Consider the following 22,775-nt stretch of genomic DNA (forward strand, 5'->3'; position numbering starts at 1 on the left):
ACCAGCTGCGCTTTCGGCGACTCCAGGACCGCAACCGGCGGCTGGAGGAGATCATCAGCCGGCGCACCGCCGAGGTCCTGGAGCGCAAGGAGGAGCTGGGAGCGGCCAACCGGCAGCTGGCCCACGCCAACCGGCAGCTGCGGCGGATCAACGACGAGCTGGCCAACCTGGACCGGGAGAACGCCGACTTCCTGGCCATCGCCGCCCACGACTTGCGCACCCCGCTGGTCAACCTCAAGGGCTTCGCCGGGGAGATCCACGGCGCCCTGAAGGTCTTGGGCGAGGTCCTGGCCGCCGGCGAGAAGCACCTCGACGCCCGCGCCCGCCGCCGACTGCACATGGCCTTCGTCGAGGACATGCCCGAGGCTCTGGGCTTCATCGACAGCTCGACCGAGCGCATGGACCAGCTCATCGACGCCCTCCTCGCCCTCTCCCAGCTGGGGCGGCAGAAGCTGGTGTTACAGCCGGTGGATATGCGCGCCTTGGTCCACGAGACCCTGCGCAGTCTGACCTACCAGATCTCGCGCAATCGGGTGCGGGTGACGGTGGGCGACCTGCCGGTGGTGCAGGCGGATCGCGGCTCCATGAAGCAGGTGATGGAGAACCTACTCAACAACGCCGTCAACTACCTCGACCCCCAGCGGCCGGGGCGGGTGGAGATCAGCGCCGAAGAGCAGGGTTCGGAGGTGGTGATCCACGTCCGCGACAACGGCCGCGGCATCGCCGAAGACCAGGCGCATCAGGTGTTCAAAATCTTCGGCCGCGCCGGTGCCGGGGACGTTCCCGGCGAAGGCGTGGGACTGGCCTTCGTCCGTACCCTCATCGAGCGTCACGGCGGGCGGATCTGGTTCGAGAGCGAAGAGAACCAGGGAACGGTCTTCAGCTTCAGCCTGCCCAAGCGACATCGGGACCAGACCCATGGCGCGTGATCTGACGGCCCACGGCTTGACGGCGCATGTTTTGACGGGGCACGGCCGGCCGGTTCCAGCCTTCTCAGCGATGCTGCGGAGCCTGTCCCGATGCCTCCTGGGCCTGCTGCCGCTACTCGCCCTGGTGCCGAACCATGCCGCCGCCCATTCCCTCAGCGGTCCCGACTGGCAGATCTGGCGCTCCGTTGACGGCATGCCCCAGAACACCGTCACCGCCATCGCCCAGGACCCCCTCGGCTATCTGTGGATCGGCACCCAGGAAGGGCTGGCCCGTTTCGACGGCCTGCGCTTCAACGTCTTCGACCGCCTCAATACGCCCCAACTGGAGCACAACCTGATCAACGCCCTGGCCATCGACGCCGGCGGCACGCTGTGGATCGCCACCCCGCGGGGGCTCACCTACTATCGCCAGGGCGTCTTCCACCACTTTTCCGGCAGCGACGGCCGCCTCGACCAGACCATTCAGGACCTGACCCTCGACCTCCACGGCCACCTGTGGATCGCCACCCGCAACGGCCTCAGCCGCTGGGACGGCGCCAGCCTCACTACCTTCACCACCGCCGACGGGCTGCCCCACAACACCATCCAAACCCTTTGGACCGACCCCGAAGGCCGGCTGTGGGTCGGTACCGAGGGCGGCCTGGCCCGCCTGGGGAAAGGCAGCGAGCAGCGCTTCCTCGCCGTCACCACCCGGGAAGGCCTGAGCGACGATCTGATCATCGCCATCGGCCCCGGACGCGGCGCCGAGATCTGGGCCGCCACCCTCAACGGCGGGGTCAATCGCATCGACCCCCAGACCCTCGAGCCGCTGGGGCTGGTGCCGGAGCTGGCGGACCGCATCGTCTTCGCATTGCTGGAAGACCACCTCGGCGACCTATGGCTCGGGACCCGCAACGGCCTGCTCACCATGCCGCGGAGGCCCCGCCACAGCTCCGCCGGCACCTCGGCGGAGCTCGGGCCGACGATTCGGCGGGCGGAGATCCTCCAGCCCGGGGCTCTGACCCCGGAACCCTCCAGCGCCACCGTGCTCAGCCTCTTCGTCGACCTCCAGGGGCACCTCTGGGCGGGAACCTCCAAGGCCGGCCTGATGCTCTTCGACCAGTCCAGCTCGGCCGTCGTGCGGGAGGTTCCGGTGCTGGTGGAGTCCCTGCGCCAGGACGGCGAGATCCTGCCGCCGGCCCCCGGATTGCGTCTCGACCCCAGAGCCCAGGAGCTCGAGCTGCGCTACACCGCCATCGACTTTCATCAGCCTCGGCTGCTGCGCTTCTGGCATCGTTTGGAGGGCTTCGACGACCGTTGGATCGACAACGGCTCTCAGCGCTTCGCCACCTACACCAACCTGCCGCCGGGCCGATACAGCCTGCAGGTCGCCGCCTTCCTCCCGGGCCGTGAGGATCCCGTGGGCACCGCCGCCTTCAGTTTCCGAGTGCCGCCGCTCTTCTACCAGACCACTCTGTTCAAGATCTTCGCCGGCATCCTCCTCCTCGCCTTCGCCCGTCTCCTCTTCACCCTCCGCATGCAACGCCTGCTGGCGCGGCGGGAACGGCTCCAGGCCACCATCGAGGAACGCACGGACGAGATCCAACGCCAGCGGGATCATCTGGAGGAGACCAACCGGCGCCTCGAATTCGCCAACCGTCAGCTGCAGCTAACCAACCAGGAGCTCAAAGCCCTGAGCCGCGAGAAGGCGGATTTCCTGGCCATCGCCGCCCACGATCTGCGGGCTCCCCTGGTCAACCTCAAGGGCTTCAGCGGCGAGCTCAAGCTGGCCCTGACGGAGGGTCAGGAGGAGATCGAGCCAGTGCTGGAAAAAGTCGACGACGAGCTCCGCCAGCGGGCGCGGCAGGTCCTCGACGAGGATATGCCGGAGGCCCTGAGCTTCATCGAATCCGCCTCCGAGCGCATGGACGGTCTCATCGGCCCGGTCCTCAAGCTCTCCCGCATCAGTCGCCGGGAGCTCGACCTCGGCATGGTAGACATGCGTCAGCTGACCCTGGAGGTGGTGGAAGGTCTGGCCCCCGAGCGTCGGCAGGCCGGCGCCAGCATCCGGGTGGGGTTGCTCCCCAAGGTCTACGGCGACCGCACCTCCCTGGCCGAGATCATGACCCAGCTCCTGGACAACAGTCTGCGCTACCTGGTGCCCGAGCGCCCGGGCAAGATCGAGGTCTTCCACCAGGAAAAATGGGGCCGGACCTACTTCCACGTGCGCGACAACGGCCGCGGTATTCCGGAGGAGCAGCGGGCCAAAGTCTTCCGCATTTTCGGCCGCGGTGGCCTGCCGGACACCCCCGGCGACGGCATGGGCCTGGTTTACGTGCGCACCCTCATCCACCGCCACGGAGGGCGCATCTGGTACGAGTCCAGGTCTGGAGAGGGGACAATTTTTAGTTTCGTCCTGGGAGATCCTGAACCCACCCAAACGGACTTTTCCAGCACAGAATCCGAGGATGGACGAAAATAGGCATCACTTTACAGATTTCCGAAAAAGTGTATTTGACGCGCAGAAAAATACTTGCTAGGGTATAAGTACAGCTCGTTTTTTACAATATAATTCTGATGATTACAGCTGAAAGTATCAACAGCCCTGACCGACGTCAGGTCGTCGGCATCCGAGCTGTTGAACCGTAGGAAAGGAGGTTCGCCATGTCCATCAATCTCACCGACTTCCTCATCGAGCTTTCCGAGAACCCAGCACGCTTGCGCGAGTTCCGCCGGGACCCCCATCGGGTGGCCACGGAGATGGGACTCGGAGACCGCGAGCGCAACGCCGTCGTCCGTCGTGATGCTCAGGAGATCCGCAACTGTGCCAGCTCCGGCCTGGAGCCCACGGAACCGCGGCCCATCTTCGTTCAGTCCACCGTCGCCGAACTCCCTCTGCCGGTCTGAAGTCTGTCGTTCGACCAACGGCGGTGACGAGTCAAATCCAGCGAGCTGATTTCCGGACCCGTTTCCGCCGTGTCGACATCTGACCTCACCACCCAGAGCCAGGAACGCCGTGGAGGGGATTCCCGCGGCTCCCTGGTCGTAGTGGGCACGGGCATCCGCTCCGTGGCCCAGACCACCATCGAATCCCGGGCGGCCATGGAGCAGGCGGATCGCCTGCTCTACCTGGTCGCCGATCCCATCACCAAGGCTTGGATCCGCAAGCTCAACCCCCGCCACGAGTCCCTCGAAGACTGCTACTCGGAAGACTTGCGGCGCATCGACTCCTACCGTCAGATGATCGCCCGCACCCTCGCCTACGTCCGGGCCGGTGAGCACGTCTGCATGGCCCTCTATGGCCATCCCGGGGTCTTCGTCTACCCCTCCCACAAAGCCATCGCCGAAGCCCGGGAAGAAGGCTTCGAGGCCGAGATGCTGGCGGGGATCTCCGCCGAGGACTGCCTGTTCGCGGATCTCGGCATCGACCCCGCCGACTTCGGCTGTCAAAGCTTTGAAGCCACCGACTTCCTGGTCCGCCGCCGGGTCTTCGACACCACCAGCCACCTGGTGCTGTGGCAGATCGGGGTCATCGGAGAGATCGGCTACCGCCCCAAACAACGCTTCCATGAGCAGGGACTCCGAGTGCTCATCGAGCACCTGGGGGAGTTCTACCCGGCGGACCACCCGGTCACCGTCTACGCCGCGGCCCAATACGCGGTATGCGAGCCGTCCATCGAGACCTGCCCGTTGAATCGCCTCATGGAGGCGGACATCTCCGCCATCTCCACCCTCTACGTCCCCCCCGCCGCCCCCGGCACCACCGACGAAGAGATGATGCGCCGGCTGGGGCTGGTGAAATAGTTCCCTGACCAGCCTGGTGGGCGGTTGCCCACCCTACGACTCTTCTCTCATCCCCGAGCACCGGCGACGTAGGCGGCGGTGATCTCGTGCCGCGGGGCTTCGAAGATGCCCTGCACCGGGCCGTGCTCCACCAGGGTGCCGCTGCCGCCGTCGACCCAGAACATGGCCACGTCGTCGGCGATGCGCCGGGCCTGCGCCAGATTGTGAGTGACGATGATCGTCGTATAGCGTCCCCGCAGGCGCTCGATGAGATCCTCCACCACGGCACTGGCGAGGGGATCGAGGGCGCTGCAAGGCTCGTCCAGGAGGATCACCTCCGGCTCCAGCAGCAGCGCCCGGGCCAAACACAGCCGTTGCTGCTGACCGCCGGAAAGATTGCCCGCCGGAGCCTCCAGGCGATCCTTCACTTCCTCCCACAGCCCCACCTGCCGCAGCCCCTCTTCGGCTCGCCGCCGGCGCTCCCCGCCGCCCTTGATCCCGTGTTGCCGCAGCGGGAAGGTGAGGTTTTTGAGCACCGAGAGGGGAAAGGGATTGGGCTTCTGGAAGATCATCCCCACCCGCCGCCGCAGGCGCAACAAATCGACGTGGGGATCGAGGACGTCCTCCCCTTCCAACATCACCCGGCCCTGGACCCGGCAGTCCGGGATCAAATCGGTGAGCCGGTTGAGGCTCGACAGGAAGGTGCTCTTGCCGCAGCCGGAAGGCCCGATGACGGCGGTGATGCAGCCCCGGTGCACCGGCAGCGAGACGCCCCGTAGCGCGGCCTTGGAGCCATAGCTCACCGCCAGATCCTGCACCACCAGACAGGGTTCGCGGGTCGGGCAGCATTCCTCCCGCCGATCCCAGGGGTGCTGGGTCCAGGGGCGCTCTTGGGGGTCTTGGGTCATGGCTTCCTCGGCGTTGAACGGCTCATCGGCTTGGGCTCATCGGTTTGGGGATTCAGGTTCGGGTGATCCGCCGGTGCAACCAGCGCTCGGCGATCCACGAGGTAAGACCACTCACCCCCAGGAGTAGAGCGATGAGCACCAGGGCGGCGGCGAAGGCCCGATCCTCGCCGCCGGGAACGTTCATCGCCAGATCATAGATGTGCACCGACAGTGACCTGCCGGAATCGAGCCAGGAGCCGGGCATGCGGTCGACGTAGCCGCTGGTGAAGAGCAGCGCTGCCGTCTCCGCCAGTGCCCGGCCGATGCCCAGCACCAGCCCCACCACCAGCCCCGGCGTCGCAGCGGGCAGGAGGATGCGCCAGATGGTGGCACTGCGAGACAGGCCCAGGGCGGCAGCGGCGCGGCGGTACTCGTCGGGCACCGAGCGAAAGCCGGCCTCGGTGGCGCGGATGAGAATCGGCAGGACCATGCACGCCAGGGTCAAACCGCCGGAGAGAATCGAAAAGCCCAACCCCAGATAGAGGCTGAAGAAGGCGTTGCCAAAGAGGCCGAAGACGATGGAGGGAACCCCCGCCAGCACGTCCAGGGAGCGCCGCACCAGGGTGCCGAAAAGCCCGTCTCCGCGGGTCAGCTCCGCCAGCAAGAGGGCGGTGCCGAGGCCGATGGGGGTGCTCACCGCCAGACAGACGGCGAGGATCATCAGGGTCGACACCAGGATCGGGGCCAGGCCTCCGGCGCGGCCGGCGTCCCGCGGTGCTTCCAGCAGCAGCGAGAGAGAAAGCTGGGGCAAGCCGTGGCGCACCAGATCCGCCAGCAGCCACAGGAAGACCGCGGTGATCACCAAGGCGACGCCCCAGGCCGCCACCGCGGCGCAGCGATCCGCCCAAGGGGCGCTGCCGCTCCCTCCGCCGGCCTTCAGGCGCAGACCCGGCGCTTCAGCCACGGCGGCGCCCCCGGGCAAGCCACTCCGCCGCCGCCACCAGGGCGACGATCATCGCCATCAACACCAGGGCGCTGACGAAGAGCGCCGACCGGTGGTGGTCCAAGGCATAGCCGAGCTCCAAAGCGATGTTGGCGGTGAGGGTGCGCACCGGATCGAAAACGCTGGCGGGAACCTGCACCACATTGCCGGTGACCATCAGCAGCGCCATGGTCTCCCCCACCGCCCGCCCCGTGGCCAGCAGCACGGCGACGGCGATGCCGTTGCGGGCCGCTGGCAGCACGACTCCGGAGAGGGTCGCCCAAGGGCCCAGCCCGAGGGCCGCCGCACCGCGCAGATAGCTCGCCGGCACCGCCCGCAACGACGCCTCCGAGAGCAGGGCGACGGTGGGCAGGATCATCAACGCCAGGATCAGGACGCCGGTGAGCAGGCTTTGCCCCGGCGGCTCCCAGCGGCGGATCAGCGGCGCCAAGGTCACCAAGCCCCAGAACCCATAGACCACCGAGGGAATGCCCGCCAGCAACTCCAGCAGACGGCGGAAGATCCCACCGATCGAGGGCGGGGCGTAGTAGCGGCAGAAGAGGGCGGCGAGGATCCCCGCCGGCGTCGCCAAGACCAAGGCGCCGAAGCTGGCGGCGAGGGTACCGGCAAGCATGGGAGTGAGGTTGAAGGACCCCGCCTGCGCTCCCCCGGTGGGATGCCAGGACGGGTCGCCGAAGAAACGCTCCAATCCCACCGACGACAGCGCCGGCCAGGCGTCCCGAGCCAGGAAGATCAGGATCAACCCCATCACACCGGCGGCCAGGGCCGCCAGCGTGCCGGTGCCCCAGCGCAGAGCGCGATCAGCCGGCGTCGCTGCCAAGGTCGACCGTGACGAAATATTGAGCCTCCACCAGGTCGTACACCGCCGGAGAACGAGAGTAGTCGAGGAACGCCCGAGCCAGCGGCGACACCGGTCCCAAGGTCACCAAGTTGAGCTGGCGAGAGAGAGGGAACGAGCCGTCCCGGACGCTGGCCACCGACGGAGCCACTCCCCCCAGGGGCAACAACTTGAGCGCGCCCCCCCGATCCACCTCTACTTGCGCCGCGCCGATGGAGACATAGCCCAGGGCGTTGGGATCCCCGAGCACCGTCTGCACCCCTTGTTGGTTGTCGCCGATGATCACCGTCGGCTGCACTTGACGGTTGTCGAGGCCAAAATGCTCCAGGAAGACCTCCAACGTCGAGCGTCCCTCCGCCTTGTGCACCACAGTGATGGGACCGGGCTCCCCACCCACCTCCGACCAATCCGCCACCTCGCCGGTGTAGATGGCCACCACCTGGTCTGCGTCGAGCTCCGCCACCGGATTGCTGCCGTGGACGATGAGGGTGACGCCGTCGAGGGCGACGGTGTGGGAGTCGAGATCCGCCTCCTCCGGCGCCAGGGCCCGGGAGACCATGCCGATATCCGCCGTTCCCCGGCGGACGTCGGCGATGCCCCGGGACGAGCCGCCGGTCTGAACGTCCACTCGTACGCCGGCATGCTCCGCTTCGAAACGCTTGGCGATCTCCCCTGCCAAGGGCGCCACCGTGCTCGAGCCGGTGAGTACCAGCCGCCCCTGGAGGCGGTCGGCGTCCCCGGGTTCCTGACCGCCGGAGCACGCGGCCAAAATCAGCAGAACCACCGCCCCCCACGCGGCCACTCCCCGGCGACCTTCCCGGGCTCTCGTGCAGTCGTCATGACTTCGATGCATGCAACCCTTCTCCATCGTTGCAGCGCTCTCCTCCGCTACCGGGAGGCCGGACACTTGAATGCTCGAGGCGCACGGACTAGGCCGCACGGACTAGGCCGCGCGGACGAGGCCGCGCTCCCAAGCCGTGTTCAATGAGGTATTCGGATCAGCTCGCCGCTTGGATCGCTCGCAGCATCGCGATGTTGTCGCGGTGACCGGTGAGGCGGGCGGTGATCTTGCCGCGGATGGGGTAGCCGAGCATGTAGAGATCGCCGACGATGTCGAGGATCTTGTGGCGGGCGAACTCGTCGGGAAAACGCAGCTCGGTGTTGATGACGTTGTCCTCGCCCACCAAGATGAAATTGTCCAGCCGACCACCGGACCCCAACCCCAGCTCGTTGAGCATCTTCAGATCGCGCATGAAACCGAAGGTACGGGCCGGGGCGATCTCCCGTTCGTAGGCCTCGAAGCTGTCCATCTCGAACTCGTAGTGCTGCTCCCCCACCGGCGCCGGGTAGCGCAGCTGGTAGGAAACGCAGAAGCCATCGTAGGGCTCCGCCACCAGGCTTTTCTCCCCCTCCCCCACCTCGTAGCGGCGATCCACCACCAGCTCCCGGCGGGGCGCGTCCTGGTCCGCGATACCTACCTCCCGCAGAGTGCGACAGAACTCCGCCGCCGAGCCGTCGAGCACCGGCACCTCACCGTGGACCTTGATCAACAGATTGGTGATGCCGGCGGCATGGAGCGCTGAGAGCAGATGCTCGACGGTGCGAATATTCTCGCCGTCCCGATCCAAGGTGGTGGCGTAGTCGGTGTCCCCCACGTGGCTGACGTGGGCGGGGATCAGGGTGCCGGAGGGAATGGTCTGGAGGTGGATGCCGCTATCCGGCGGCAGCGGCTGGAGCACCAGCCCGGTGCGGGTGCCCGAATGCAGGCCCAGCCCGTAGATCACCTTGTTGGTGCTGAGGGTGCGCTGGGGGCGCTCCGACACCTGCACTTGGGGCAGCAGCGGCGGAGCTTCCAGGCGCCGCTGCGGCTCCACGCCCACCGCTTTGCCTTCGAGGTTGGCAGCCTCCAGATTGTCCGCGACCTTTGCAGGGCCGGCGTCCTGCCGGCGCAGTCCCAGGGCGCCGGTGACAGCATCCATCACCCGCTGATAGGACAGGGGCTTCTCGATGTAGTCATAGGCTCCGAGCTTGATGGCCCGTACCGCCGTGGAGGTGGTGCCGTGGCCGGAAATCATCACCACCGCCGCGGTGGGATCCAGGTCCCGGAGGGCCTGCAGCGTCTCCAGGCCGTCCCGGTCCGGCAGCCAGATATCGAGGAAGACGACATCCGGCCGCTGCTCGCGGTAGATGCGTAGAGCCTCCTCACCGCTGTCGGTGCCCAAGGCCTCATAGCCCTCGTCCTCCAAGATGTTGGAGAGAGTGGAGAGAATGCCGGGTTGGTCGTCGACGATCAGGACTTGTTGTTGAGCGCCCGCTTCATGGGCGCCGGACGGGCGGGCGTCTTGTCGATTGCTGGCTCTGGCCATAGGCGGGATCCTCCGTTCCTCGGCCCGTTTCGCAGGCGGGCCGCGAGGGCGCGTCGATCATACCCCAGCGGGTCCGGGGAGGGCCGACGGTACGTCATCCTCCTCCTCGTCCGGCACCGCAGAGCCGGCCTCCCGCCCTGCCGCGGGGCTGCTCTCCCGCTCCGTCGCCGGCGCGGCGATCCAGGTATAGACGGCGGGGATCACATAGAGGGTCAGCAGGCTCCCCAGGAGCAGGCCGCCGATCACCGCGATGCCCATGGAGGCGCGGCTCTCGGAGCCCGCCCCCAGGGCCAGCGCCAGGGGCAGGATGCCCAGAATGGTGGACAGGCTGGTCATCAACACCGGCCGGAACCGCGCCGCCGCGGCCTTCTGCACCGCGGTGAGCAAATCGGCGTCGCGGCTACGCCGCTGGTTGGCGAATTCGACGATGAGAATGCCGTTCTTGGTCACCAACCCGATGAGCATGATCAAACCGATCTGGCTGAAGACATTGAGGGTTTCGCCGGTGAGGGCCAGTGCCACCATCGCTCCGCACAGCGCCAGCGGCACCGTGAGCATGATGGTGAAGGGATCCCGGAAGCTCTCGAATTGTGCCGCCAGCACCAGGTACATCAGCACCAGGGCCAAGAGAAAGACGAAGCCAAGGCTCGACGAGCTCTCGGTGAAATCCCGGGACGGGCCGGTGAGGGCGGTGCTGAAGGTCTCGTCCAGCACCCGGGAGCCGATGGCGTCCATGGCGGCGATGCCCTCGCCCATGGGGACGCCGCGGGCGAGGCCGGCGGAGACGGTGGCGGAGACATAGCGGTTGTAATGGTAAAGCTGGGGCGGACTGCTGGTCTCCTCCAGGCGCACCAAATTGTCCAACTGCACTAGCCGCCCATCGGCAGCCCGTACGTGCAGCGAGCGCAGATCCAGCGGCTCGTCCCGGGCCCCCCGCTGCACCTGCCCCACCACCTGATATTGCTTGCCACCGCGGAGGAAGTAGCCGAAGCGCTGACCGCTGAGGGCGGCGTTCAAGGTGTCCGCGATATCCAGCGCCGAGACTCCCAGATTGCGCGCCCGATCGCGGTCGATATGCACCTCCAGCTCGGGCTTGTTGAATTTGAGGTCCACATCCACCGCCGAAAAGCGCGGTTCCTCGTCCGCCGCCTGCAGAAACTCCGGCAACACCTCCCGCAGCTTCTCGAAGCTCGGCGCCTGCAGCACGTATTGCACCGGCAGCCCGCGGCGGGAAGAGCCGATGGTCTGCTCCTGGGAGACGAAGACCCGCGCCCCGTTGAGCCGCTGCACCGCCTCCGACAGATCGTCGGAGATCTCCTGCTGGCTGCGCTGACGCTCCTCCGCCGGCGAGAGGATCAGGCGCACGAAGCCCGAGTTCACCGAAGAGCTGGCGCCGAAGCCCGGCGAGGTCACGGAGATCACCGCTTGCAGCTCCGGCACCTCCTCCTGCACCAGCGCCACCAGCCGGTCCATGTAGTCCTCCATGTACTCATAGGAGGCGCCTTCCGGAGCGGTGACGTTCATCCGAACACGTCCCCGATCCTCCAGCGGCGCCAGCTCCTGGGGCAAGCTGCGGCCGACCCAGAAGATCACCCCGGCGCAGGCGGCGATGATCACCAGGGCGAGCCAGCGGTGGCGCAGGAAGGCTTCCAGGGAACTGCGGTAGCCGGAGGTGAGGCGGCGGAAGAAGGGCTCGCTCCAATGATAGAAGCGGGAATGACCGCTCCGCCGGTGGAGCAACCGAGTGCTGAGCATGGGGGTGAGGGTGAGGGCGATGAAGGAGGAGATCACCACCGCCCCCGCCAGGGTGACGCCGAACTCGCGGAACAGCCGGCCGGTGAGGCCGCCCATGAACAAGATGGGCATGAACACCGCCACCAGCGCCAGGGTGGTGGAGATGACGGCGAAGAAGATCTCCCGGGTTCCCTCGATGCCCGCCTGCTGGGGCTCGATCCCGTCCTCGATCTTGGCGTAAATATTCTCCAGCACCACGATGGCGTCATCCACCACCAGCCCGATGGCCAGCACCAACCCCAGCAGGGTGAGGACATTGATGGAGAATCCAGCGGCGTACATGATGAAGAAGGCGCCGGTGAGGGAGACCGGAATCACCACCGCCGGAATCACCGTAGTGCGCCAGTCCCGCAGGAAAGCGAAGATGATCAGCACCACCAGGCTGAGGGCCACGAAGATGGTCTGCTGCACCTCCGCCACCGACTCGCGGATGTAGTCGCTGGTATCGAAGCCCACCCCCAGCTGGATGTCCTCCGGCAGATCCTTCTCGATCTGCGCCACCCGCCGGTAGAACTCGTCGACGATCTCGATCTGATTGGCACCGGGCTGGGGCCGCAGCACCACCCCCACCATGGGCACGCCGTCGCGCTTGAGGATGGTGCGCAGATTCTCCGGCCCGATCTCCGCCTGGCCGATGTCGGAAAAGCGCACCAGCCGCACCCCGTCCTGCTTGATCACCAGATCGTTGAAATCCTCCACCGTCAGCAGCCGGCCACGGGTGCGCACCGTCAGCTCCACCTCGCCGCCCTCGATGCGGCCGGAGGGCAGCTCAACATTCTCCCGCCGCAGAGCGTCCCGCACATCCACCGGCGTCAAGCCATAGGCGGCGAGCTTGGCGGGATCCATCCACAGCCGCATGGCCGGCCGTTTGGAGCCCCAGATATCCACCTCGCTGACCCCGGTGATGGTCTGCACCCGCTCCTTGAAGTCGTTCTCCGCAATGGCGGTGAGCTCGAGCAAATCCCGGTGATCGCTCTGGATGTTGAGGAAGATGATCGGCGGCGAGTCGGCATCGGCCTTGGACACCGACGGCGGATCCGCCTCCGGCGGCAGCTGGCGCACCGCCCGGGACACCCGGTCCCGGATGTCGTTGGCGGCGGTCTCCAGGTCCACCCCGAGATCGAATTCCACCCGCAGCGTGCTCCGACCCTCGCGGCTGATGGAGGTCAGGGAGCGGATCCCCGCCACCGAATTGACCTCCTCCTCCAGGGGCTGGGTGATCTGGGACTCCACCACGTCGGCGTTGGCGCCGGTGTAGCTGGTGGTGACGCTGATGACCGGCGCGTCCACCGACGGGAACTCGCGCACGCCCAAGGACAGGAATCCGATGACGCCGAAGAGGACGATGACCAACGACATCACCACCGCCAAAACCGGGCGGCGGACGCTGATGGAGTACAGGCTCATGGCTCTAGCGCGCCTCCACCGCCGCACCGGGCTGAACTTGCTGGAGTCCCGAGGTCAGTACCAGATCCCCCGGCTCCAGGCCGCGGACGATCTCCACCTGACTCTCCAGGCGCGCTCCGATGGACACCTCCCGCTGGCGGGCGACGCCGTCCTCCACCACGAAGACGGTGGTGCGTCCGAGTTCCGGCACCAGCGACAGACTGGGCACCAACAGTGCCTCCGGACGGGTGTCGAGCACCAGCCGAACCTGGGCGAAGGCGCCGGGCACCAGGCTGCGATCGGGATTGGGACTGCGCGCCCGCAGCTGCAGGGAGCGGGTCTCCGAATCCACCGCCGGCTCCAGAGCGTAAATGGTGCCCTGGTGCTCTTGGTCGCTGCCGGCGACGGTGAAGATAATCTCCTGACCATCCCGCACCCGGCCGGCGTATTTCTCCGGCACCGAGAAATCGATCTTCACCGGGTCCAGGCTCTGCAGCGTCGCCAGCGGATCCGACGGCGTCACGTAGGCTCCCTCGCTGATCCGCCGCAGCCCCACCACGCCGGAAAAGGGCGCCCGCACCTGGGTCTTGTCGAGACGAGCCTGGATCAGCTCGATCTCCGCTGCCAACGAATCGAGGTCGGCGGAAGCCTCGTCGTAGGTTTCCTGGCTGATGGTCTCCTCGTCCAGCAGCCGCTTCGCCCGGCGCTCCCGGGTTTCCGCCAGCTGCCGCTCCACCTCGGCGCGTTGGAGCTGGGCCCGGAGCTCGCTGTCCTCGATCTTGACCAGCACCTCGCCGCGGCGCACCCTAGTCCCTTCTGCGAAGAAGATGCTCTGCACCCGGCCGGCGGCGGAAGCGGTGAGCTCTACTCGCTCGCTGGCGCGCACCTCACCGGTGGCCGTCACCGCCTCGGTCAACGGCTGGGCTTCGACCCGGTGAACGTCGACCCGCAGTGCCTTGGGCTCCTTCGTCCCTCCCGCCGCCGCTGGCGGCGGTCCCCCCGCCGAAGCGCCCCGGCCCCCCTCGCTCCACTGCCACACCCCCCAGCCCGCGAGGGCGAGCACCAGGATTGCTATCCACCAAGTTCGTTTCACTATTATCTCCATGAAGCCAGGGCTCCCCGAGCTCTTCCAGCGGAAATCGAGGAGCTCATGGGAAGCCCGGATCGCGCCGCGCCGGGCGCTGTGCCGTCGAGGATTGAATAGAGCACCGCGGAGCGATGAGCCCCGCACCAAAAAGTCTACTACGTAGATCGTAGGCAAAGGTTCTTCGGCCAGCGCCGGAATCTCTCAACCACCCAGCGGGCTTCCCGGAAGTGTTTGCACCCAGCGCCATCGAGGAAGTATTCTTATCCTTCTACATGGCCCGTCCTGCCTCCGAGGCTATCCCCGCCGGCAGGAACACCGGCCCCTCCCAACCAGAATTTTCGAGCAGGGTTCATGGATCGATTGCCGCACCTTCATCAGCGTTTCTCCACCACCTTCAACCCCTCCCGACTCCTCGTTCTCCTGCTGCTGGCAGTGAGCTTCGCCGGGGAGCCCTTCGCCCTCCAAGCTCAAGAGCCGCCGCCGCGGTTTCCCAACGTGCTGGTGATCACCGTCGACACCCTGCGCACCGACCGCGTCTCCGCCTATGGCTATCACCGCAAAACCTCCCCGGCCCTGGACCGGCTGATCCAGCAAGGCGCACGCTTCGACGAAGCTCGTTGTGTCGAGCCCCTCACCGGTCCCTCGCTGGCCTCGATGCTGACCTCCGTCCACCCTCACGACCACGGCGCTACCCGCAACGGCCTGGCGGTGCGCCCCGGCCTGACCTCTCTCGGCACGGTCCTCGGCCAGCGCGGCTACCGCACCGCCGCCCTGGTGAGCAACTGGACCCTGCGCAGCCGTCTGTCAGGCCTGGACGAGCATTTCGAGGAGTACGTCGAGGTCTTCACCCGCAAGCGGTGGTTCGGCCTGATGAACTCCGAGGCCACCGCTGAAGACGTCACCACCGAAGCCTCCCAGTGGATTCGCGACCACGCCGAGAACCAGGGCCGCCGGCCCTTCCTCGCCTGGGTGCACTACGTCGAGCCCCACGCCCCCTACCGTCTTCACGAGGAGCAGGCGGAACGTCTCCGGCTGGGGGGCGGCGAGCTGAGCAAATCCGACCGCTACGACACCGAGGTGGGCTTCGTCGACCAGGCCATCGGCGAGCTCCTGGCCACCGTCGAAGAGCTCTACCCCAAGAACCGCACCGTCGTCGTCTTCGCCTCCGACCACGGCGAGAACCTCGGCGAGCACGGCTATTGGGGCCACGGCCGCCACCTGTGGGAAGAAAACCTTCGAATCCCCCTCTCCATCACCTGGCCCGGCACCATTCCCCCCCAGGTGGTGCGGGCTCCGTCCACCAACCTCGACATCGCCCCCACCGTCCTCGGCCTCATCGGCCTGCCCATTCCCGAGGGCTTTCAAGGCCTCGACTGGACCCCCATCCTGCACGGAGACCAAGAGCAGCCTCTCCAACGCACCACCCACCATCAAGCCCACCGCGGCGCCGTCCACTCCCCCAAAGACGAAGACCGCGCCCGCCGAAAGGGACTGCTCGAAGTCGCCATAGTCGAAGGCCAGCGCAAAGAAGTGCTGCGCATCAAAGGCAACGATAAACACCGCGCCTACGATCTGAGCACCGACCCCGGTGAGCAAAAGAACCTGGTCACCCAGAGCTCCGAGGCCTCCGCCACCCTCGCCACCTGGCTCGGCCAGGTCAACGAAGGCCTCACCGCCGCCGACAACCTGCCGGCCCCGGCGCTGGACGAGGAATCCCGAGAACAACTCCGCGCCCTGGGCTACCTCGACTAGACACCCATCTACTGCCCCAACCTCCCCAAGGGGGGTGCCATTTGTTGGTTCTTAGACATCTCCTACCTAAGGGAGGTGCCAATTGTTGGTTATTGTTGGTTTTTGGCCATCTCCCGGCGTCCCCTCACCAGATCTTCCACCTGCCAACAGCCCCAAATCCCCTAGACAAGCCCCCCCAACCAACGACCCAGCCCTCCAGAACCGCTCAATCTGCCCCGGTAAACCCATTGCCCACTGCCCTCTCCCCATCCAAGGCACACCTCTCCCCAAGCCCCGCAGCCCGGCGGGCACTGTTGATCCGACTTCGCTTGTTCCGAAAGGTCGCCAGCCCCGACTCAGAACATCATCTCGCCTGTGCCCAGGCCGATGGCTCCACGAAGGCCAAGGCCGGTGGAAACGTGCCTTCCGGGAACCGAACGAGCCGATCCCCAGCCCGGAGCTTTGCCGAAGCAGCCATGTAGGCAGCAACCACTTGTCGGTAGGCTTCCTCGAAGGCCTTCTGAACCGCCTTGGAGGCTGCGATGGTCAACGGTGCCGGGCCCTTCTTGGGCCTCCTGGGAGCTGCATGGGGCTTCTGCCGCAGGACTCTCTTTCTGCCCATAGGGCGGGTGCCGTGCTTCCGGTGCCTGGCCCGGGTCTCGTCCTCGATCTGCTCCACCAGAGCCCGAACCCGAGCCTGGTACTCCTCCCAGGACAGGCCGGCCCAGCAAGGTAGCTGAGCCAGCTGGAGGATCTCCTCTTGCTCGTAGTCTTCCTCCTTGGGAGGCGATGCCGGGCGGTTGTGGCGATCGCGGCATAGGCTCGTGCGATCGACCCAGGTACCTCGGTGAGCTTGGCCCTCCAAGATCATCGAGGCGGGATGGAGCCCCGGCCATTGGAGAGGGCTAGCGACCAGATCTTCCTTGCAACCGTGAGAGAGCAAGTAGCGCAGGATCTGCACCTGGGATTCTTCGTCGTCGGCGACCACTGAGTAGGAGTACTGGCGATGCCAGAACTTTCCGGACCAGCGGTGGATGCGGCCGGCTTCCCGGGCCAGATTCCCCGCGAAGTAGTGCATGAACTGAGCCATGGCGTGGGCGTTGGGAACGCGCAGGAGGAGGTGGACGTGGTTGCCAAAGATGAGGACCACCACCACTTCCACGCCGGCCCTCCTGGCGGCGCGGGCGACGATGGCTTTGGCCAGCTGATTGAGCTGGCTGTTGGGGGTGAGCAGGAAGCGGGCTTGGAGGCACCGGTGGGTGACCAGGACCAAGGCTCCGCCAGGGGGAACGAATCGAATACTTTGTTTCATCGAGGCTCCTTTCCATCCCTACAGGAGGGAAAGAGAAGCCGGGATCGCTCACCTTTTTGGAGAAAAGGGCGAGATTTCTGGAGATTCCGGGGGTGGGACCCAAGTGTTGGTTCTGTATCGGAAGGATTCTCAGGAAGGGGGACCCAAGTGTTGGTTCTCGACCTCCGGAGCGAGCCCCTGGTATCCTGCACTCCGCCACGACGATTCACCCCACCGACGCCAGGAGACCTCGACTATGCGACACGGGACCTTCCAAACTGCCCTCCTTTGGACTCTCACTGCCCTGTTGACTCTTGGGTGGGCCGGCACCGCCCTCGCCCAGGACGCCGACGCCATCCTCGGTGTCTGGCGCACCGCCGAGACCGACAAAGGCTACTCCCACGTCAAGATCTACCGCGACGGCGATACCTACTCCGGCAAGATCATCTGGCTCAAGAAGCCCACCTACGGTCCGGAGGAAGGACCGGAGCTCGAGGGCAAGGAGAAAACCGACCGTCAGAATCCCGACAAGAAGCTCCGCGAGCGGCCCATCGTCGGCCTCGAGCTGTTGGAGGGCTTCACCTACGATGCCGGTGATCAGGAATGGGGCGGCGGCACCATCTACGATCCGGAAAAGGGCAAGACCTACAAGAGCTATATGAAGCTCGACGGCGACACCCTGATGGTTCGCGGCTATATCGGCTTCTCCCTCCTCGGCCGCACCACCGAATGGTCCCGCGTCGAGGAGAAAGAGCAGAAGTCCGACGACTGAGGAAGGACTCCCGGCGCGGCTTCAGGAGCTCAGATCTTCGATCCGTAGCGGCGCCACCTGCACCGTCGACGAGCGGCCCAGCCGCACCTTCCCCGGCGGTAGCCCCTTAGGCTTGGAGACCTCGCTGCAGCGGGTCACGTGCACCGGCACCCGGCCGCCTCGGCGTGCTTTGGAATAACCTGCCGCCAACCCCGCGGCCATCTGCTGGGTCTCCCGCGGCAGCCGATCGAGATTGTCCGGGTTGCGCACCACCACGTGGGAGCCCGAGTCCGCAGCTACGTGAAACCAAAAATCCCGTGGCGAGGCCAGGCGGAGAGACAGGATGTCGTTGTCGGCGGCGGTGCGCCCCACGAGGATGGTGAGGCCGTCCGGCGAGACCACTCGACGCGCTACCGAACGGCCGCGCCAGGTTCCCTGTTCCGGGTCGGGAGGGGGTGGAGGGGAGGATCGCTTGGCCGGGCTCACGGCTCCATTGTACCCGTCATCCGCCGCCCCCATCAGCAGCGGGACGGCCCTTCGCGTTGATCGACGAATAGCAGGCCGGGAGTGCTAGCGCGCCAGGACGATGTCAAAGCTCGCCCGGACGGTTCCGCCGTCCTCCGGTGCCTCCAGCCGTACCGCCAGCCGCTCGCGCTCTTCTTCACCGGTGACGAAGTCGTCCGCCGCCTGGGGATCTCCGCGGAACTGCATCTCCGAAGCCAGCGTCTCGTACCCTGGATGGGTGATGCGGAAGTGGACGTGGGCCGGCCGCCGGCCGTAGCTCCCGGGAACGATGGTGCGGAAGGAATAGCGTCCGTCGGCGTCGGTGAGGGTCTTGCCCCAATATTGGAAGTTGGGATCCTTGGGCAGCGGCACACCGCTACCGGTCGTCCGCTGCTCCGCCGGGTGGTCGTACTTGCCGTGGATGTCCGTCTGCCAAATCACCAACCGCGCGCCGGAAACGGGCTGCCCGTCGGTGTTGCGCACCGTCCCCTGGATGGCCAAGGGCTGACCTTCCGGCTCGCCTTGGGAATCCGGCACCGTGGTCAGGTCCGCGTCCGCCGGTAGCGAGTCGTCCACCGGGTAGAAGGGGCCTTCGCCGGTATGGGGCGTCGGCCGCAGCTGCGCCTGCAGGATGAACCACGGAATCATGGTCAGCCCTGCCGCCAGGATCACTCCCCGCAACCACCGGCCACGGCGGTTCGGAGTGTCTTCTCGGTGCGTCCTCGCCATCATTTGCCCTCGATTCCGGTCTAGAGCCAGGGATCCGAAGCACGGGCTTCGGGCTGCGGTCTCGGACTACTACGTCCGATCCCGGGGCAAGGTTGCGACCCTCCATCGGACCTCGGAGCCCCGGCGGCGGCATCACTCCCCGGCTGTGCTCTGCAGCTCCTCCCGGGGAGTGAAGATCAGCGAGACGGAATTGATGCAGTAGCGCAGACCGGTGGGCTGCGGACCGTCGGCGAAAACGTGGCCGAGGTGGGCGCCGCAGCGCGGGCAATGGACCTCGGTGCGGCGCATGCCGTAGCTGGTGTCCACCTCTTCCCCGATGTGGGATTCCTCGATGGGCTCCCAGAAGCTCGGCCAGCCGGTGCCCGACTTGAACTTGGTGCGGGAGTCGAAGAGGGTCAGGCCGCAGGCCATGCAACGATACACGCCGTCCCCCTTGGAATCCCACAGATCACCGGTGAAAGCCCGCTCCGTCCCCTGCTCTCGGGCGACGTGGAATTGCTCCGGAGTCAGCCGCTGGCGCCACTCTTCTTCGCTCAGCTCCAGCTTCTCGATGGTTCCTTCGGGGTCCGGGTCCAGCCCCGGCACCGCCGGCTCCCCGGCTTTGTGGGTCGAGGCCTTCTGGGCATCGGCCTCCTTTGCATCGGTGCTCTGCTGAGCCGCCGTGCACGCTCCAGTGGAGACCACCAGCACCGCCAACGCCGTCAGCACGAACCTCCAGCCCCGAAGTCCCGAACGAGCTGCGCCGCGAGGTGGGCCGGCCGCTTCGAAGGGCACCGCATGGGAAGCGGCCGAGCCGCGGGCCACCGATTCCTGATTCCTCGCTCCATATTCCATCGCTATCTCCTTCCGAGTGTTCTGATCGAGGCCGGGAGAGCCCTGTTCAAGCCTACGAGCTGGGCCGACGGCATGGATCTACCGGCCGCTGGCGATGATACTCTCCCAATCCACACCGCTATGAGCGTATCGACCCTTTATCCCGATTCCGGATCCGTGTTCGCATCGCCGGTCTCGGCGACCGCAGGCTCCGAGGTGCGGTCCTGATCGTCGAGACTCGCTACGGCCGGCTGCGCGGGCAGCGCAGCCGGGGCGTGACCGCGTTCCGAGGCATCCCCTTCGCCCGGCCGCCGGTGGGAGAGCTACGCTTCCAGCCCCCCCAGCCACCGGCGGCTTGGAGCGGTGTCCGGGACGCCAAAGACTTCGCCCCCATCGCCTATCAACAAGAGGTGCTGCTTCCCGTCCTGGGCAAGCTGTGGCGCTGGCTGCGGGGGAATCAGAGCGAGGACTGCCTGTACCTCAACGTCTGGACCCCCGGTGGTCCCCCAGCCCGCCGGCCGGTGATGGTGTGGATCCACGGCGGCGGCTTTCTCTTCGGCTCGGGCACCTTCCTGCTCTACCGCGGCCGGGAGCTGGCGCGGCGCGGCGACGTGGTGGTGGTGACCCTCAACTATCGCCTGGGAGTGCTGGGCTTCCTCGATCCCCGGGAGCTCGGCGCGCCCCGGGACGCCGGCTTCGTTCCCAATCTGGGATTGCGGGACCAGCTGGCGGCGCTGCGCTGGGTGCAGGAGAATATCGCCGGCTTCGGCGGCGATCCGGACAACATCACCGTCTTCGGCCAGTCCGCCGGCGCCATGAGCGTGGGAGCGCTCCTCGCCGCCCCCGCCGCTCAGGGCCTCTTCCACCGCGCCATCCTCCAGAGCGGTGCCGCTCACCACATCTCCACCGGCGACGACAGCGCGCGTTACGGGCGCCGCTTCCTCCGCCACCTGGGGCTCGAGACCTTCGATCCCCGGGTGCTCCAGGACCTCTCCCCCAAGCAGCTCCTGAAAGCCCAAACCCAAGCCATTCCGGGCATCCCGGCCCGCGGCTTGCTGCCCTGGCAGCCCACCGTCGGCGACGACCTGCTGCCGCGGCCGCCCCTCGACGCCATCGCCGACGGCGCGGCTTCCGGAGTGGAGCTGATCGTTGGGACCAACCACGACGAATGGGCCTTCTTCACCCCCGCCCGGCCGAGCCTTCGCACTCTGACCTGGCAGCAACTGGAGCGCCACGCCGAGCGCATCTTGCGCGAGCACCGCATCGAAGGGATCACCGGCGCCGAGGCGCTGGCGGTGTACCGAGCCTCGCGCAAGGAGGAGTTGGACTCCCCCTATCGCCTCTATGTCGCCTTGCGCACCGACGAGGTCTTCCGCATCCCGGCTCAGCAGTTGTTGGAAACTCAAGCACCCCATCAGCCACGGATCTTCTGCTACCGCCTCGACTTTCCCGTGCCCGCCCTCTCCTCCACCCTCGGCGCCTGCCACGGTGCTGACCTACCGCTGGTTTTCGGTACCCACACCCACCCCGCTCTGCTGCCCTTTTTTCTCGCCAGCGGCGAAGCCCGGCGGCTCAGCGACGCCATCCAGGACGCCTGGAGCTCCTTCGCCCGCCGTGGCTCGCCCTCCCACAGCAGCGTCGGACCGTGGGCTCCCTGGGAACCCGTCGCCCGCAAGACCATGATCCTCGACCAAGACTGCCGGCTCGAGCGCGCCCCCCGGGAGGCCGAGCGGCGGCTGTGGCTGGGGCAGCCCTAGGAGCCGGCCTGTTCGCCCCACGCTTGCACCCCGGGATCCGCTAGAATAGCTTTCTCTCGAACGCGTATCCGGACTTGCTTTTCGCTGGCGACGGTAGATCCATCGGTGCAGCGAACAGGCGGGACGGATACCAAGGACAGCCACCACCGACCCACTCAACCGTTGATTTACCGGTAGCACGAGCCATGGGTAAGAGTCACAAGGATCAGAAGAGCGTCAGCCGCAGCAAGCGACAGTTCAAGCGCCGCTTCGCCGAGCTGGAGAACGAGTTCGACGAAGACATGGAGGACGAGGAGCTGGAAGAAGCCCTCTCCGACGAGGACGGCGAAGAAGGCGACGGCGACGACGAGGAAGAATAGGTCCTCGGCGGAAAGCCTTCGTCAGGCTCCCGTGGCAGCTCCGCCGGGGATCTCCTCGGCTTCCGCTGTCAGCTGGGACGTGCACTGCGGGCAACGGGTGGCCCGGAAGGGAATCTGCATCCGGCAATAGGGGCACTTCTTGTGACTCGGCTCCTCCGGCGGAGCTTTGTCCTGGCCGAACATCTCCTCCATCTCCTCATCCAGCCGGTTGATCGACCGGATGATCAGGAACATCACCAGCGCCACCAACAGAAACGCGATGACGTTGTTGACGAAGATGCCGTAGTTGACGGTCACCGCGCCGGCCTCCTGAGCGTCGGCGAGGGTGGCGTAAGGCGGTAACTCTTCGCTCCCCGCCTTGAGCAGCCAGAAGAGGTCGGAGAAGTCCGCCCGCCCCATCAACAATCCCACCGGCGGCATGATGATGTCGTTGACCACCGACTTGGCGATGGTGGTGAAGGCGGCTCCGACGGTGAAGCCGATGGCCATGTCGGCGATGTTGCCACGCAGAGCGAATTTCTTGAATTCGGCCATGAAAGACATGAGAGACCTCCACTCCTCGGATCGCTCCTCGGATCGAGCTGTTGGTTGGCGCTGAAGACCGATTCCGCGGCGAGAATTCTACCGAAGACCGGCCCGTTTGCTATCACTCCCGGATCTCCTTGCTCCCATCGTCGCGAGCTTGGACTGAGACGCCGAGGCTTCCTCCGGCTACGATATGATGGCCAGCAAACACCGTTGTCTTCACCCCGTGATCCGGCTTTGCCCCGATCTCGGTCCGGCCGCCG

General features: G+C 66.6%; 20 protein-coding genes. 8 read left to right on the plus strand and 12 right to left on the minus strand.

The genetic code is table 11. The features are described 5' to 3' along the window. The 4 genes from SX243_06810 to SX243_06825 all read left to right on the plus strand — a co-directional run. A partial coding sequence (locus tag SX243_06810; GenBank protein ID MDY7092666.1) for an ATP-binding protein occupies positions 1-929 on the plus strand: 929 nt, incomplete at its 5' end. Next, the gene (locus tag SX243_06815; protein ID MDY7092667.1) at positions 919-3,390 is read left to right on the plus strand and encodes a two-component regulator propeller domain-containing protein; all 2,472 of its coding nucleotides are present in this window, start codon (positions 919-921) and stop codon (positions 3,388-3,390) included. The genes SX243_06810 and SX243_06815, both read left to right, overlap by 11 nt. Positions 3,391-3,572: 182 nt before the next feature. Beyond that, complete coding sequence (locus tag SX243_06820) at positions 3,573-3,815, plus strand: hypothetical protein (protein ID MDY7092668.1); 243 nt, start codon at positions 3,573-3,575, stop codon at positions 3,813-3,815. A 69-nt stretch (positions 3,816-3,884) separates the two neighbouring features. Further along, on the plus strand, positions 3,885-4,712 hold the full coding sequence (locus SX243_06825) for an SAM-dependent methyltransferase (protein MDY7092669.1): 828 nt from the start codon (positions 3,885-3,887) through the stop codon (positions 4,710-4,712). Between the two features lie 47 nt (positions 4,713-4,759). On the opposite strand, the gene SX243_06830 is transcribed toward SX243_06825, so the two are convergent. The 7 genes from SX243_06830 to SX243_06860 all read right to left on the minus strand — a co-directional run bounded on the left by SX243_06830 (position 4,760) and on the right by SX243_06860 (position 14,058). After that, a complete protein-coding gene (locus SX243_06830; GenBank protein MDY7092670.1) occupies positions 4,760-5,599 on the minus strand; it encodes a phosphate ABC transporter ATP-binding protein in 840 nt (279 codons plus the stop codon). A gap of 52 nt (positions 5,600-5,651) precedes the next feature. Beyond that, positions 5,652-6,464 carry a phosphate ABC transporter permease PstA gene (gene pstA / locus SX243_06835; protein MDY7092671.1) on the minus strand — a complete coding sequence of 271 codons (813 nt, stop codon included), beginning with the start codon at positions 6,462-6,464 and terminating at the stop codon, positions 5,652-5,654. A 70-nt stretch (positions 6,465-6,534) separates the two neighbouring features. Continuing rightward, positions 6,535-7,401 (minus strand): phosphate ABC transporter permease subunit PstC, encoded by an 867-nt coding sequence (gene pstC / locus SX243_06840; protein ID MDY7092672.1) that lies wholly within the window; start codon positions 7,399-7,401, stop codon positions 6,535-6,537. Next, complete coding sequence (locus tag SX243_06845) at positions 7,382-8,272, minus strand: phosphate ABC transporter substrate-binding protein (protein MDY7092673.1); 891 nt, start codon at positions 8,270-8,272, stop codon at positions 7,382-7,384. The genes pstC and SX243_06845 overlap by 20 nt, the downstream gene beginning before the upstream one ends. Positions 8,273-8,417: 145 nt before the next feature. Continuing rightward, positions 8,418-9,785 carry a UDP-3-O-acyl-N-acetylglucosamine deacetylase gene (gene lpxC, locus SX243_06850; GenBank protein MDY7092674.1) on the minus strand — a complete coding sequence of 456 codons (1,368 nt, stop codon included), beginning with the start codon at positions 9,783-9,785 and terminating at the stop codon, positions 8,418-8,420. Positions 9,786-9,842: 57 nt separating this feature from the next. Continuing rightward, a complete protein-coding gene (locus tag SX243_06855; protein ID MDY7092675.1) occupies positions 9,843-12,986 on the minus strand; it encodes an efflux RND transporter permease subunit in 3,144 nt (1,047 codons plus the stop codon). A gap of 4 nt (positions 12,987-12,990) precedes the next feature. After that, positions 12,991-14,058, minus strand: a complete 1,068-nt coding sequence (locus tag SX243_06860; protein ID MDY7092676.1) for an efflux RND transporter periplasmic adaptor subunit — start codon at positions 14,056-14,058, stop codon at positions 12,991-12,993. Positions 14,059-14,403: 345 nt separating this feature from the next. Here SX243_06860 and SX243_06865 point away from each other — a divergent pair, with 345 nt between their 5' ends. Beyond that, complete coding sequence (locus SX243_06865) at positions 14,404-15,804, plus strand: sulfatase (protein ID MDY7092677.1); 1,401 nt, start codon at positions 14,404-14,406, stop codon at positions 15,802-15,804. A gap of 343 nt (positions 15,805-16,147) precedes the next feature. Here the strand turns inward: SX243_06865 and SX243_06870 are convergent, their stop codons facing one another. Then, complete coding sequence (locus tag SX243_06870; protein ID MDY7092678.1) at positions 16,148-17,095, minus strand: transposase; 948 nt, start codon at positions 17,093-17,095, stop codon at positions 16,148-16,150. 235 nt (positions 17,096-17,330) lie between these two features. Here SX243_06870 and SX243_06875 point away from each other — a divergent pair, with 235 nt between their 5' ends. After that, complete coding sequence (locus tag SX243_06875; GenBank protein ID MDY7092679.1) at positions 17,331-17,846, plus strand: DUF2147 domain-containing protein; 516 nt, start codon at positions 17,331-17,333, stop codon at positions 17,844-17,846. A gap of 21 nt (positions 17,847-17,867) precedes the next feature. Here SX243_06875 and SX243_06880 read toward each other — a convergent pair whose 3' ends face one another. The 3 genes from SX243_06880 to msrB all read right to left on the minus strand — a co-directional run bounded on the left by SX243_06880 (position 17,868) and on the right by msrB (position 19,892). Next, on the minus strand, positions 17,868-18,311 hold the full coding sequence (locus SX243_06880) for an NFACT RNA binding domain-containing protein (GenBank protein MDY7092680.1): 444 nt from the start codon (positions 18,309-18,311) through the stop codon (positions 17,868-17,870). Between the two features lie 84 nt (positions 18,312-18,395). Then, a complete protein-coding gene (locus SX243_06885) occupies positions 18,396-19,061 on the minus strand; it encodes a hypothetical protein (GenBank protein ID MDY7092681.1) in 666 nt (221 codons plus the stop codon). A 129-nt stretch (positions 19,062-19,190) separates the two neighbouring features. Then, positions 19,191-19,892, minus strand: a complete 702-nt coding sequence (msrB, locus tag SX243_06890) for a peptide-methionine (R)-S-oxide reductase MsrB (protein ID MDY7092682.1) — start codon at positions 19,890-19,892, stop codon at positions 19,191-19,193. Positions 19,893-20,098: 206 nt separating this feature from the next. Between msrB and SX243_06895 the strand changes: the two genes are divergently transcribed. Both SX243_06895 and SX243_06900 read left to right on the plus strand, forming a co-directional pair. Beyond that, positions 20,099-21,628, plus strand: coding sequence for a carboxylesterase/lipase family protein (locus SX243_06895; GenBank protein MDY7092683.1), 1,530 nt, complete (start codon positions 20,099-20,101; stop codon positions 21,626-21,628). A gap of 185 nt (positions 21,629-21,813) precedes the next feature. Beyond that, positions 21,814-21,987, plus strand: coding sequence for a hypothetical protein (locus tag SX243_06900; GenBank protein MDY7092684.1), 174 nt, complete (start codon positions 21,814-21,816; stop codon positions 21,985-21,987). A gap of 21 nt (positions 21,988-22,008) precedes the next feature. Here the strand turns inward: SX243_06900 and mscL are convergent, their stop codons facing one another. After that, a complete protein-coding gene (gene mscL / locus SX243_06905) occupies positions 22,009-22,530 on the minus strand; it encodes a large conductance mechanosensitive channel protein MscL (GenBank protein ID MDY7092685.1) in 522 nt (173 codons plus the stop codon). Positions 22,531-22,775: the final 245 nt, after the last annotated feature.

Source organism: Acidobacteriota bacterium (assembly GCA_034211275.1).
Taxonomy (GTDB): domain Bacteria; phylum Acidobacteriota; class Thermoanaerobaculia; order Multivoradales; family JAHZIX01; genus JAGQSE01.